The sequence below is a fragment of the Ralstonia sp. GX3-BWBA genome (genome assembly GCF_003290055.1).
GTDB lineage: Bacteria > Pseudomonadota > Gammaproteobacteria > Burkholderiales > Burkholderiaceae > Ralstonia > Ralstonia holmesii.
The window spans coordinates 170,066-183,731 of record NZ_QMKS01000002.1 but is presented as its reverse complement, the minus strand read 5'-3'; the positions used below and the strand labels follow the sequence as shown (position 1 = coordinate 183,731).

Annotated in this window: 12 protein-coding genes; 7 read left to right on the top strand and 5 right to left on the bottom strand. The window is 63.4% G+C overall.

The window, feature by feature from the left end:
• The first annotated feature begins 142 nt into the window (after positions 1-142).
• Positions 143-1,162: a sensor domain-containing diguanylate cyclase gene (locus tag DOD19_RS01590; protein WP_024979058.1), complete on the top strand. Its 1,020-nt coding sequence runs from the start codon at positions 143-145 to the stop codon at positions 1,160-1,162.
• 20 nt (positions 1,163-1,182) lie between these two features.
• Here DOD19_RS01590 and recG read toward each other — a convergent pair whose 3' ends face one another.
• Positions 1,183-3,330 (bottom strand): ATP-dependent DNA helicase RecG, encoded by a 2,148-nt coding sequence (gene recG / locus DOD19_RS01585; RefSeq protein ID WP_112183695.1) that lies wholly within the window; start codon positions 3,328-3,330, stop codon positions 1,183-1,185.
• Between the two features lie 131 nt (positions 3,331-3,461).
• Between recG and queA the strand changes: the two genes are divergently transcribed.
• From queA to secF, 5 genes are all read left to right on the top strand, one after another.
• The gene (gene queA / locus DOD19_RS01580; protein ID WP_112183693.1) at positions 3,462-4,523 is read left to right on the top strand and encodes a tRNA preQ1(34) S-adenosylmethionine ribosyltransferase-isomerase QueA; all 1,062 of its coding nucleotides are present in this window, start codon (positions 3,462-3,464) and stop codon (positions 4,521-4,523) included.
• Positions 4,524-4,525: 2 nt separating this feature from the next.
• Positions 4,526-5,677 (top strand): tRNA guanosine(34) transglycosylase Tgt, encoded by a 1,152-nt coding sequence (gene tgt, locus DOD19_RS01575; RefSeq protein WP_024979061.1) that lies wholly within the window; start codon positions 4,526-4,528, stop codon positions 5,675-5,677.
• Between the two features lie 105 nt (positions 5,678-5,782).
• Entirely contained in the window at positions 5,783-6,115 is a 333-nt protein-coding gene (gene yajC / locus DOD19_RS01570) for a preprotein translocase subunit YajC (RefSeq protein ID WP_024979062.1), read from the top strand.
• Between the two features lie 111 nt (positions 6,116-6,226).
• Positions 6,227-8,116 carry a protein translocase subunit SecD gene (gene secD / locus DOD19_RS01565; RefSeq protein WP_112183691.1) on the top strand — a complete coding sequence of 630 codons (1,890 nt, stop codon included), beginning with the start codon at positions 6,227-6,229 and terminating at the stop codon, positions 8,114-8,116.
• A gap of 78 nt (positions 8,117-8,194) precedes the next feature.
• Positions 8,195-9,166: a protein translocase subunit SecF gene (gene secF / locus DOD19_RS01560; protein WP_024979064.1), complete on the top strand. Its 972-nt coding sequence runs from the start codon at positions 8,195-8,197 to the stop codon at positions 9,164-9,166.
• 97 nt (positions 9,167-9,263) lie between these two features.
• Here secF and DOD19_RS01555 read toward each other — a convergent pair whose 3' ends face one another.
• The 4 genes from DOD19_RS01555 to purB form a co-directional block, all read right to left on the bottom strand.
• A complete protein-coding gene (locus tag DOD19_RS01555) occupies positions 9,264-9,860 on the bottom strand; it encodes a YceI family protein (protein ID WP_024979065.1) in 597 nt (198 codons plus the stop codon).
• Positions 9,861-9,924: 64 nt separating this feature from the next.
• Positions 9,925-10,497, bottom strand: a complete 573-nt coding sequence (locus DOD19_RS01550; RefSeq protein WP_024979066.1) for a YceI family protein — start codon at positions 10,495-10,497, stop codon at positions 9,925-9,927.
• Between the two features lie 98 nt (positions 10,498-10,595).
• Positions 10,596-11,177, bottom strand: a complete 582-nt coding sequence (locus DOD19_RS01545) for a cytochrome b (protein WP_024979067.1) — start codon at positions 11,175-11,177, stop codon at positions 10,596-10,598.
• A 264-nt stretch (positions 11,178-11,441) separates the two neighbouring features.
• The gene (gene purB, locus DOD19_RS01540) at positions 11,442-12,815 is read right to left on the bottom strand and encodes an adenylosuccinate lyase (RefSeq protein ID WP_024979068.1); all 1,374 of its coding nucleotides are present in this window, start codon (positions 12,813-12,815) and stop codon (positions 11,442-11,444) included.
• Between the two features lie 239 nt (positions 12,816-13,054).
• Here purB and DOD19_RS01535 point away from each other — a divergent pair, with 239 nt between their 5' ends.
• Positions 13,055-13,663: a glutathione S-transferase gene (locus tag DOD19_RS01535; protein WP_024979069.1), complete on the top strand. Its 609-nt coding sequence runs from the start codon at positions 13,055-13,057 to the stop codon at positions 13,661-13,663.
• Positions 13,664-13,666: the final 3 nt, after the last annotated feature.

The following is a 13,666-nucleotide window of genomic DNA, read 5'->3' as shown; positions in this document are numbered from 1 at the left end:
TTGCGGCCTGCCGATTCTGCCCGCACCGCCGCAGTGCATACGAAAGTTGTAACGGCGCCTCAACCCGGCGACATTTCGGTCTATGCCGTTCGGGTGACGGGCTAAAATCGCCCGACTCACTGCTACACCCGCGCCGCGCCTCATGCCGTTCGACCACCCGCATCTGCAAAACCCCGCCACGCTCCTTGAAATCGTGCGAGCACAGTCAGAGATCGCCAAGCTGGGCACGGATCTGGGCGCGATCATGGCGCTGGTCACCGAGCGGGCACAGCATCTGACGTGCGCGACGGGGGCGGTCGTCGAATTGGCGGAAGGCGATGAGATGGTGTACTGCGCCACTTCGGGCCTGACCGAAACGCTGCTGGGCCTGCGCCTGGCGCGCAAGGGAAGCCTGTCGGGTCTGTGCGTGCAGACCAGCGAAATCCTGCAATGCACAGACTCCGAAACCGACGCGCGCGTCGACCGCGAAGCCTGTCGCCGCGTGGGTTTGCGCTCGATGGTGGTCACGCCGCTGCGGCATCTCGACACCACGGTCGGCGTGCTCAAGCTGGTGGCACCGGAGGTAGGCGCCTTCAGCGAAAGCGACATCAGCGTGTTGGAATTGATGTCCGAGCTGATCGCGGCGGCCATGTTCCACGCCGCCAACGCAGAGCGTGATCAGTTATATCTGCGCGCCACGCACGACGCGCTGACCGACCTCCCCAACCGCGCGCTGTTCTATGACCGCCTGCGGCAGTCGATCCATCTGGCACAACGCGCGCATGGCGGCTTGGGTGTGCTCAATGTCGACATGGACAATCTCAAGCTCATCAATGATCGCCATGGCCACCGTGCCGGTGATGCAGCCATTCGCGAGACCGCACAGCGCATGGGCCGCACTGCACGGCGCTCCGACACGGTGGCGCGCGTGGGCGGTGACGAGTTTGCCGTGATCCTGCCGGGCATTGTCGCGCGGGCCGATGCGCAGGCGCAAAGCGAGCGGCTCATTGAGGAGGTGCAGCAACCGTACGTGTTCGAAGGCCAGCCGCTGGATCTGCGCGTGAGCATCGGCGTGGCGGTGATGCCCGAAGACGGCACCGAGATCACGGCCCTGCTTGATCAGGCCGATCGCGAGATGTACACCGCCAAGCGCTTGCGCAAGCAGGCCCAGTTGGCGCACTAAAAAACTGTGCGCCGCCGGCCTTAAACGCGCAGGTAGTGCTCGCGCTCGCCCAGCCAGCGCTTGAGATGGGTGTCGACGGCTTCTGGAAAGCGGGCCAGCATGTCGTCCGCCGCTCCTTGGGCAAATTCGACGAGCCAAGCATCGTGGTTCAGATCGGCAAAGCGCAGCATGGCTTCGCCCGACTGCCGCGCGCCGAGGAATTCGCCGGGGCCGCGGATCTCCAGATCGCGCCGGGCGATTTCGAAACCATCGGTGGTCTCGCGCATGGTCTGCAGACGCTGCTTGGCCGTCGGCGACAGAGGCGCCTGATACAGCAGCACGCACACCGATTCCGCCGTGCCACGCCCCACCCGCCCGCGTAGCTGATGCAACTGCGCAAGGCCAAAGCGCTCGGCATGTTCGATCACCATCAACGAGGCATTGGGCACATCCACACCGACTTCAATGACGGTGGTGGCCACCAGCACGTGCAGCTCGCCGCCGGCGAAGGCGCTCATCACGGCGGCCTTCTCGGCGGATGGCAGTCGTCCGTGCACGAGACCCACCTTCAAACCTTCCAGACTCTGGGAAAGCGTCTCGAAGGTGTCGACGGCGGTCTGCAGCTGCAGCGCCTCGCTCTCTTCGATCAACGGGCAAACCCAATAGACCTGCCGACCTTCGCGTGCGGCAGCGTAGATGCGTTCAATCACTTCGTCGCGGCGCGCATCGTTCACCAGGCGCGTGACGATGGGCGTGCGGCCGGGCGGCAATTCGTCGATGGCAGAGACGTCGAGATCGGCGTAATACGTCATTGCCAGCGTGCGCGGGATGGGCGTGGCGGACATCATGAGTTGGTGCGGCACCTGGGCGTTGGCGGCGGGCGCATCGCCATTGCCAGCCTTGCCCCGCAACGCCAGACGTTGCGCCACGCCAAAGCGATGCTGCTCATCCACCACGGCCAGGCCGAGCCGCGCGAACGTGACCGCGTCCTGGATCAGCGCATGCGTGCCGATCACGAGTTGCGCCGTGCCAGCCGCCACACGCGCGGCCGCCTCGTCCTTCTGCTTGCGCTTGAGACTGCCGGCCAGCCAGACGATGTCCACGCCCAGCGGTTCCAGCCACGCAGAAAGCTTGCGGTAGTGCTGCTCGGCCAGCAGCTCGGTCGGCGCCATCAGGGCGGCCTGCCAGCCGGCGTCAATGGCCTGACACGCTGCCAGCGCGGCAATGACGGTCTTGCCGCTGCCCACGTCGCCCTGCAGCAACCGCTGCATCGGGTACGGGTGCGCAAGGTCGGCACGGATATCTTCCCACACGCGCGCCTGCGCGCCGGTCAGCTTGAACGGCAGCGCATTCATGAAGCGCGCGAGCAGCCCATCCTTACCGCTGTCGCGCAGGATGGGCGCATTGCGCATGCGGCGCGCGGCCTGCGCACGCTTGAGCGACAGCTGCTGCGACAGCAGTTCATCAAACTTGATGCGCAGCCACGCCGGGTGCGTACGCTCGACGAGGCTGTGCTCGTCGACATCGGGCGTCGGTTGATGCAACAGGCGCACGGCATCGGCCGGCGTCATCAGCTTGAGCGGCGCTAGCGGCCCAGTGATGAGGCTGTTCGGCAGTGTTTCCGGCAGTGGCGTGCGCGTGAGCGCGTTCAGGATCGCCTTGCGCAGATAGGCCTGCGCCACACCAGCCGTGCTCGGATACACCGGTGTCAGGCGGTCGGGCAGCGGTTCATCCTCGGCCACGGCGCGCACGGTCGGGTGCACCATCTCGGCGCCGAAGAAGCCACCGCGCACCTCGCCGCGCACGCGCAGGCGCACGCCTTCGGCCATCTGCTTGACTTGGCTGCCGTAGAAATTGAGAAAACGCAGAACCAGCTCGCCCGAGTCATCGGCGATATGCACGACGAGTTGCCTGCGCGGCCGGAACGCCACTTCATTGCGCGTGACCGTGCCTTCGACCTGCGCGGCCCAGCCAGTATTGGCCCGGGCCGTGGCTTCGGCAATGGTAAGGAGTATGGTTTCGTCCTCGTAGCGCATCGGCAGATGCAGGACGAGATCGACGTCGCGGTGCAGGCCAAGCTTGGCCAGTTTGTCCGCCGGGCGGGCGGTCTTGGCCGCTGCCTTGGCTGGCTTGTCTGCCGGGGCTGCGCGTTTTGGCTTCGGCGCCGGCGCAGTATCAGCGTCGGGCATAAGAGCAGCATCAGTGGCGGAACGGGCGCGAGGCGGCACAGGGCGTTTACAATGGCGAACTTTGCGAGTCGCCCGATTGTACCGGCGCCCGCCACCATCACTTGGCGCAATCCACGTCTGCGCCACTTTTCATGCTGACGCTGTCCGATTTCGACTTCGATCTGCCGCCCGAGCTGATCGCACAAACCGCCCTGCCCGACCGCACCGCGAGCCGCCTGCTGGCTGTCCGCCGTGCGGAAGATGCCGTACATTTTGAAGACCGCCAGTTTGCCGATCTGGTCGACTACCTGCGCCCCGGCGACCTGCTCGTCTTCAACGACACCCGTGTCATCAAGGCGCGCTTTTTCGGTCACAAGGCCAGTGGCGGCAAGGTCGAGGTGCTCGTCGAGCGCCTGCTGGACGAGCACACCGTGTTGGCGCAGATCCGCTCGAGCAAGTCGCCCGTCGAGGGCACCACACTTCGCCTGGCCGACGCCTTTGACGTGACGGTCGGCCCCCGCGCCGAGCCGTTCTTTACGTTGCGTTTCCCGCAGCCGGCGCTGGATCTGATCGAGCAATACGGCCGCCTGCCGCTGCCGCCCTACATCGAGCACGACCCCGACAGCTTTGACGAGACGCGCTACCAGACCGTGTATGCGCGCAACCCGGGCGCCGTCGCGGCACCCACGGCGGGCCTGCATTTCGACGATGCGCTGTTCGCCAAGCTTGACGCCATGGGCATCCAGCGCGGCTTTCTCACGCTGCACGTCGGTGCCGGCACGTTCCAGCCGGTGCGCGTGGAAAACATCGCCGAGCACCGCATGCACAGCGAGTGGTACGAAATCACGCCCGAACTGGCTGAAGCCATCCGCGCCACGCGCGCAGCCGGTGGCCGCGTGATCGCGGTGGGCACCACGTCGATGCGCGCACTTGAATCGGCCGCGCAGCCAGACGGCACGCTCAATGCCTGCAGCGGCGAGACCGACATCTTCATCACTCCCGGCTACCGGTTCCGCGCCGTCGACATGCTGGTGACCAACTTCCACCTGCCAAAATCGACGTTGCTGATGCTGGTATCGGCATTTGCCGGCATGAGCGCCATCCGAGGCGCCTACCAGCACGCCATCGCCCAGCGTTACCGCTTCTTCAGTTACGGCGACGCCATGCTGCTGACGCGCGCTCCATCCGAATCCGGCGAACCCCAATCGCTCTGACCATGCTCAAGTACGAACTGCTCACCACCGATGGCCTCGCCCGACGCGGCCGCATGACCCTGAACCACGGCGTGGTGGAAACGCCCATCTTCATGCCGGTGGGCACCTATGGCGCGGTCAAGGCGATGTCGCCGGCGGAGCTGAAGGACATCGGCGCGCAGATCATCCTGGGCAACACGTTCCACCTGTGGCTGCGCCCCGGCCTGGAAGTGATGGACGCGCACAAGGGCCTGCACGGCTTTAATGGCTGGGACAAGCCCATCCTGACCGATTCCGGCGGTTTTCAGGTTTTTTCGCTGGGTGATCTACGCAAAATCACCGAAGAAGGCGTGACGTTTGCATCGCCCATCAATGGCGACAAGCTGTTCCTGTCGCCCGAGATCTCGATGCAGATCCAGCGCCGGCTGAACTCGGACATCGTCATGCAGTTCGACGAATGCACGCCGTACAAGATCGGCGATCGCCCCGCCACCGAGGCGGAAGCCGCCGCCTCGATGCGCATGAGCCTGCGCTGGGCGCAACGCTCGCGCAACGAATTCGAGCGCGAGAAGAATCCGAACGCGCTGTTCGCCATTGTCCAGGGCGGCATGTTCGAGAACCTGCGCGATGAATCGCTCGCCGGTTTGCAAGCAATTGACGCCGATGCAGGCGGCGAAGGTTTCGGCGGCTACGCCATCGGCGGCCTGTCGGTCGGGGAGCCCAAGGAAGACATGATGCGCGTGCTGCAGCACGTGGCACCGCGTCTGCCTGCCAACAAGCCGCATTACCTGATGGGCGTGGGTACGCCGGAAGATCTGGTGGCGGGCGTTGCCAGCGGCATCGACATGTTCGACTGCGTGATGCCGACCCGCAACGCGCGCAACGGCTGGCTCTTCACCCGCTTTGGCGACATCAAGATCAAGAACGCGGTACACCGCAACGATCCGCGCCCACTGGACGAGACCTGCGGCTGCTACACCTGCAGCAACTTCTCGCGCGCTTACCTGCACCATCTGCAGCGCGTCGGCGAAATCCTGGGGGCCCGCCTGAACACCATCCACAACCTGTATTACTACCTGGAATTGATGGCCGAGATGCGCACCGCCATCGAGTCGCACGGCTTTGCCGCATTCCAGGCGCGCTTTGCCGCAGACCGCGCGCGCGGGGCGCTGTAACCCCGCTCCACAGGGCGCCAGGCGCGCCCATTTGCCGCGGCACCGCAATGGTAGAATGTCGGGTCCGATTTTTGACCGATTGACGAACCATTACGGAGTTCTGACGTGTTCCTGATTTCCGACGCTTACGCGCAAACTGCACCGGCTGTTGGTGGTGCCGCGGGTGGCCTGATGAGCTTCCTGCCCATCATCTTGATGTTCGTGGTGCTGTGGTTCATCATGATCCGCCCGCAAATGAAGCGCCAGAAAGAAACCAAGGCGATGCTCGAAGCCTTGGCCAAGGGCGACGAAGTCGTCACCGCCGGTGGCATTCTGGGCAAGGTCAGCAAGGTGGCTGAGCAGTACGTCACCGTGGAAATCGCTGCCAACACCGAAATCACCGTCCAGAAGAGCGCCGTGACGACCGTGCTGCCCAAGGGCACGCTCAAGGCACTGTAAATCGGCCCATCCCGGCGCCGCGCACGATCGCGCTGGCGCCGGAACCCCAGGCAGCGCCTATTCTAAGAATCCGCGCCCGCGCCTCTCGGCGTCGCCTCTCTGCATTCCAAGATGAATCGCTATCCGCTCTGGAAATACATTGTGATCCTGGTGGCGCTTGCCATTGGGTTCCTCTATACGCTGCCGAACTTCTTCGGTGAGGCGCCTGCTGTGCAGGTGTCTTCAGGCAAGGCCACCGTCAAGGTCGACCTGAACGTGCAAAAGCAGGTCGAAAGCCTGCTGGCCGCGGCCAGCATTCAGCCCAACGGTGTGTTCTTCGACAACAATGGAACCTCCGCCAGCGTGCGCGTGCGCTTTGCCGACACCGACACGCAGCTCAAGGCCAAGGACGTCCTGGCTCGCGGCCTGAACACTGATCAAGCCGATCCGACCTACATCGTGGCGCTGAACCTGCTGCCGGGCTCGCCGCGCTGGTTGAGTGGCGCGCCGCTCTTTGCCAAACCGATGTTCCTGGGCCTCGATTTGCGCGGTGGCGTGCACTTCCTGCTGCAGGTCGACATGAACGGTGCCGTGACGAAGAAGCTCGACTCGCTGGCCGGCGACATCCGTACGCAACTGCGCGACAAGGGTATCCGCCACAACGGTATCGACCGCAACAACAACACGATCACGATCAAGTTCAGCACCCCGGACGAGGCCGACCGCGCCCGTGCGCTGCTGGCCGATTCGACCCGCGAACTGGCCTACACCGTGGACAAGAGCGCAGACGGCGCCACGCTCACCGGTACCTTCACCGCCGCTGCGATGAAGGAAGTGCAGGACAACGCAGTCAAGCAGAACATCGTTACGCTGCATAACCGGGTGAATGAACTCGGCGTGGCTGAACCGGTGATCCAGCAGCAGGGTCCGGACCGCATCGTCGTGCAACTGCCCGGCGTGCAGGACACGGCCAAGGCCAAGGACATCATTGGCCGCACCGCCACACTGGAAGCGCGCCTGGCAGATCCGAACGCGCCGCTCGTGCCGCGTGCCGGCGATCCGGTGCCGCTGGGCGACGAACTGTTCACGCAAGGCCGCAGCGCTCCGGTGCTGCTGCAAAAGCAGGTGATCTTCACGGGTGACCGCATCACCAGCGCTTCGGCCGGCTTCGACCAGAATCACAACTCGTCGGTCGACATCACGCTCGACGGCCAGGGCGGCCGCATGCTGCGCGATGTCTCGCGTGACAACATCGGCAAGCGCATGGGCATCGTGCTCTTTGAAAAGGGCAAGGGCGAAGTGCTGACGGTGGCGACCATCCAGTCAGAACTGGGCTCGCGCTTCCAGATCACTGGCATGGGCTCGACCGAGGCAGCTTCGGATCTGGCGCTGCTGCTGCGCGCAGGCTCGCTGGCGGCGCCAATGGAGATCATCGAAGAGCGCACCATCGGCCCGTCGCTGGGTGCCGACAACATCAAGAAGGGTTTCGATTCAGCGCTGTACGGCTTCCTCGCCATCTCGGTGTTCATGGTGCTGTACTACATGCTGTTCGGTGCGTTCTCGGTGGCAGCCCTGGGTGTCAACGTGTTCCTGCTGATCGCCCTGCTCTCCATGCTGCAGGCCACGCTCACGCTGCCGGGTATCGCGGCAATCGCACTGGCGCTCGGTATGGCCATTGACGCCAACGTGCTGATCAACGAGCGCGTGCGTGAAGAACTGCGCGGCGGCGCATCGCCGCAGATGGCCATCGCCGCCGGTTTCGACCGTGCATGGGCGACCATCCTCGATTCGAACGTGACCACGCTTATCGCCGGCCTGGCGCTGATTGCCTTCGGTTCGGGTCCGGTGCGCGGCTTCGCGATCGTGCACTGCCTGGGGATCGGCACGTCGATGTTCTCGGCAGTGTTCTTCAACCGCGGTCTCGTGAACCTCTGGTACGGCCGCAAGAAGAAGCTGCAGAGCGTCGCCATCGGGCAGGTGTGGAAGCCGGGCAATGCGAACACAGAATCGCCCGCCAAGTAATCACGCCACCCACAACGAATCTCGCATAACCGGCACCGCCCCCGGCACAAAAGGGGCGGTCGCCACAAAGGGCAGACCATGGAGTTTTTCCGCATCCGCCGCGACATTCCGTTCATGAAGCACGCGTTGATTCTCAACGCGCTGTCGTTCCTGACGTTTATCGCCGCTGTCTTCTTCCTGTTCCACAAGGGCCTGCACCTGTCGGTGGAGTTCACTGGCGGTACGGTGATGGAAGTCGCTTACACCCAGGCCGCCGATCTGCCGAAGATCCGCGGCGACGTTGAGAAGCTCGGCTATGCCGACGCCCAGGTGCAGAACTTCGGCACCTCGCGCGACGTGATGATCCGCCTGCCGCTCAAGACCGGTCCGGATGGCAAGCCCATCGCCTCGGCCGTGCAAAGCCAGCAGGTGATGACGGCCCTGAACGCCGCCAACCCTGACGCCAAGCTGCAGCGTGTTGAGTTCGTCGGCCCGCAGGTCGGCAAGGAACTCGCCACCGACGGCCTGCTGGCGCTGCTGTTCGTGGTGATCGGCATCGTGATCTACCTGTCGATCCGCTTCGAATGGAAGTTTGCCGTGGCGGGTGTGATCGCCAACCTGCACGACGTCGTGATCATCCTGGGCTTCTTCGCATTCTTCCAGTGGGAGTTCTCGCTGTCGGTGCTGGCGGGGGTGCTGGCGGTGCTGGGCTATTCGGTCAACGAATCCGTGGTGATTTTCGACCGGATCCGCGAAGCGTTCCGCAAGTACCGCAAGATGAATACGCACGAGGTGATCGATCACGCGATTACCAGCACCATCTCGCGCACGATCATCACCCACGGGTCAACCGAAATGATGGTGGTGTCGATGCTGGTATTCGGCGGCCCGACGCTGCACTACTTCGCCGTGGCCCTGACGATCGGTATTCTGTTCGGCATCTACTCGTCGGTGTTTGTGGCTGCTGCGCTGTGCATGTGGCTGGGCGTCAAGCGCGAAGACCTGGTCAAGTCTGAGAAGAAGGCCGGTGGGCCGAAAGAAGACGATCCGAACTTTGGCGCGCAGGTTTGAAGACCCTGCTACGCGCTGCCCCGAGGATTCATCCCTCGGGCAACAAAAAAGCCCCGCAACTGCGGGGCTTTTTCTTTGGCTGTGGCGATCGCGTGGCTTACTGCTGTGCGACGTTGGTGTCTTGCTTGATGCCTTCCACCTGAATCTTCAGCTTGGTTTCCATGTTGAAACCGTAAGCCTTGCCGTAATCGACGCCGAAGTCGTCGCGCTTGAACTTCATCTCGGCATCGGCGCCGCAGACTTCACGCTTGAGCATCGGGTGCGGCATGCACTTGAACGCGTCGATTTCCAGCTTGGCCGGCTTGGTCACGCCATGCAGCGTCAACTGGCCTTCGGCTTCGGTCGGCACGTCGCCCTTGAACTTCGTGAAGTTGCCCTTGAACGAGGCGGTCGGGTACTTGGCCACGTCGAAAATCTCGGCGCTTTTGGCGTGCTCGTTCATCTTGGCGAGACCGAAGTCGATGCTGTCGGTCTGCACGGTCACGTCAATGCTGCCGGTCTTGGCTGCGCGATCCAGCGTCACGGTGCCGCTGGACTTCTCGAACTTGCCACGCCACTTCGACAGACCGCCCATGTGGTCGGCTTCAAAGCTCGGGTACGTATGGCTCGGATCGAGCTGGTACGTAGCGGGGGCAGCAAAGGCGGCGGTGGCGGCAACAGCGGACAGGGCGGCAACGAGGATACGCAATTTCATGAGAACTCCTGCGGAATAAAAGGCGGCACACGAGGGCCGAAAAACGTTGGATTGAGACTTCTGATTACTTCTTGGCGATGACGACGCGGAATTTGATCGTTACGTCGTCCGAGACAACCGACGTGTCCTTCCACTCACCGTCACCCACCTTGAATACGTTGCGCTTGACCGGCAGCGCGCCTTCAAAGATCTGATTGGCACCGTCCTGCTTGAACGTCACCGGTGCCGTCACGTCCTGCGTGACGCCCTTGATGGTCAGCTTGCCGATCACATCGACCTTGCCGCCTGCACCGGGCTTGAATGCGGACGATACGAACGTCGCCTTCGGGTACTTGGCGGTGTCGAACCAGTCCTTCTTCTTCAGTTCGTCGTTGTATTCCTTGCTGCCGACGTCAACGCTCGTCACGTCGATGTCGACCTTCGCGGTCGATGCAGCCACGTTGGACGGGTTGTAATTGACTGCGGCGTCGAACTTGCCGAACTTGATGTCCATCGGCACACCGAGCTGCTTGCCGGTGGCGGTGACGCTGCTCTTGGCGGCATCGACCTGGGCGATGGCCGATACCGATACGGCAGCGATCGATAGCGCGCCGGCAGCAACCAGGGCAATGGCGCGGGGGCGCACAAAACGTTTCATCATCAGACTCCTTCGGTCAGGCCGGGTCATGCCGGCAGTCTTGGTCAGGATGGAAAGGCAGAGCGCCGGCACACACCGTGCACCGGCGTGTTTGGAAATCAGCGGAGGAAAGGCGCCATGCGGCGCAGCGTGCCGTCACGATCGACGACGTGGTGCTTGAGCGCGGCCAGAATGTGCAGCACGACGATAGCCGCCATGGTCCAGTTCAGCCATTCGTGCGCCATGCTGAAGATGTCTTTCAGCGCATCGCTCTTATCGAACGGCATCGGCAGTTCCCACAGGCCAAGATAGACAACCTTGACCCCGGCTGCGACGCTCAGCAGATAGCCGGTCAGCGGCACCGCCAGAATCAGCAAATACAGCCCGACGTGTGCGGCTTCCGCGGCGGCGTGCTGCCACTTCGGCATGCCCGGCACGGGCCCCGGGGCGGGGTGCGTCAGACGCCACAGTACGCGAAGCACCGCAAAGATCAGCACCGTGATGCCAATCCATTTGTGATACGAGAACAGCTTCAGCTTGGTTGGCGTAAAGCCCGGGATATCGGTCATGTACAAACCGAGCCCGAAGGCCGCGAAGATCAGCAGGGCGACGATCCAGTGCATCGCAATCGCGGGCTTGGCATAGGCGCCGTGGTCAGCGGCGCCGCGCGTGGCGAGATTCGAGTGGGCGGCTTGTGACATCGGTTCCCTCGGTGTTTTTGAGCGCTCAGTAGGCGGCGCCTGTGGGTAAGACCACGGCGCCAAACGATTGTGCATTATTTGCGCGATCCGACCGGCCAAGGCCGCCTGAAGTTCATCAAGCAATTCAAATTTTTTGATTGACTAGGCATACTAATACTAGCGGCCCGCCGAAAGGTTCTTCGGAAGACACCAAGCAAAACGGCCCGCCCCCCGGATTCGAGAGCGGGCCGTTCTTCACACGGCACCACCAAATTTTTGCAACAATCAGGCGATACGGCGTGCCAGTTCTTCAGCCTTACCGATGTAGCTGCCGGGCGTCATGTCCAGCAGCAACTTGCGGGCGTCTTCGGGAATCGCCAGCGTGCCGATAAATTCACGCAGCGCCTCGCGCGAGATGCCTTTGCCGCGCGTCAGTTCCTTCAACTGCTCATACGGGTTGGCGATGCCGTAGCGGCGCATCACGGTCTGCACCGGCTCGGCCAGCACTTCCCAGCAGGCGTCGAGGTCTTCGGCCAAGCGGGCGGGGTTGGTTTCCAGCTTGCCCATGCCGCGCAGGCAGGCGTCGTACGCGAGCAGGCTGTAGCCGAACGCCACGCCGATGTTGCGCAGCACGGTCGAATCCGTCAGGTCACGCTGCCAGCGCGACACGGGCAGCTTCTCCGACAGATGGCGCAGCACCGCGTTGGCCAAGCCGACGTTGCCTTCAGAATTTTCGAAATCGATCGGGTTGACCTTGTGCGGCATGGTCGACGAGCCGATCTCGCCGGCCTTGGTCTTCTGCTTGAAGTAGCCCTGCGAGATGTAGCCCCAGACGTCGCGATCCAGATCCAGGATGATCGTGTTGGCGCGGGCCACGGCGTCGAACAGCTCGGCCATGTAGTCGTGCGGTTCGATCTGGATGGTGTACGGGTTGAACGTCAGGCCCAGGCGGGTCTCGATCACGTTCTTCGAGAAGGCTTCCCAGTCCAGCGACGGATATGCCGACAGGTGCGCGTTGTAGTTGCCCACGGCACCGTTCATCTTGCCCAGCAGTTCAACGGCTTCGACGCGGCGGATGGCACGGTCCAGGCGGGCGGCCACGTTGGCCATTTCCTTGCCCAGCGTGGTCGGGCTGGCCGGCTGGCCGTGCGTGCGCGACAGCATCGGCACGTCGGCATTGGCATGCGCCAGTTCCACCAGGCGAGCCTGTACGCGGCGCAGCGTCGGCACGATCACCGTATCGCGCGCGCCCTTGAGCATCATGCCGTGCGAGGTGTTGTTGATATCTTCCGACGTGCAGGCGAAGTGGATGAACTCGCTGGCGGCTTCCAGCTCGGCGTTGCCCTTCACGCGCTCCTTCATCCAGTATTCGACAGCCTTCACGTCATGGTTGGTGACGGCTTCGATCTCTTTGATGCGGGCGGCGTCTGCCTCGGCAAAGTTCTCGACCAGGGCCAGCAGTGCGCCTTCGGCGGCCGCCGAGAAACGCGGAATCTCGGCCAGGCCGGCCTGCGACAAGGCGATCAGCCAGTGCACCTCCACCTTCACGCGGTTGCGCATGAAAGCGGCTTCCGACAGCCACTCGCGCAGCGGATCGGCCTTGGCAGCATAGCGGCCATCGATGGGAGACAGAGCGGTCAGGGCAGAAAGCGACGACATGGCAGGCGGGGAAAAATGTGAAGGGAATCTCAATCCGGACAACCCGGACGCGGCGTTGCGCGTTGAACCAAGGTGCATACGCGCACCCAAGCAAGCCCGCGATTTTACCACCCGGCACCTGTCTTTCATGGCCAATCCGGCCTAAAGCAAGCCTCCGTTTGGTTGAGTCGGGTTCAGGCGCCGCGCAGCGCACTCGGGAAAGTGCGCAGCTATACTTCCGCCTCCAACATGACACGCCTATGAAACTGATCGGATCGCATGCCAGCCCGTACACCCGCAAGGTGCGCGTCGTCCTGGCTGAAAAGAAAATCGACTACCAGTTCGTGCTGGAAGACGTGTGGAGCGCAGGTACGCAAATCCACCAGTTCAACCCGCTGGGCAAGGTGCCCTGCCTGGTGATGGACGATGGCGGCGCCCTATTCGACTCGCGCGTGATTGCGGAATACGCCGATACGCTCTCGCCGGTGGCGCGCCTCATTCCGCCCTCGAGCCGCGAACGCGTGGAAGTCCGCTGCTGGGAGGCGCTGGCCGACGGCCTGCTCGACGCCGCGCTCATGCTGCGCATCGAACATACGCAGCGCACGCCCGAGCAACGCAGCGAAACGTGGCTCGCGCGCCAGACCCACAAGATCGATCAGGCGCTGCAAGCCATGTCGCAAGGCCTGGCTGACAAGACTTGGTGCAACGGCAACCACCTGACGCTGGCCGACATCGCCGTGGGCTGCGCGCTTGCCTACCTGGACTTCCGCCAGCCGCAGATCGACTGGCGCGAACGTCACGCCAACCTGGCGACGTTCTACGCGCGCATTGAAAAGCGGCCGAGTTTCATGGAAACCCAGCCGCAGTAGCAA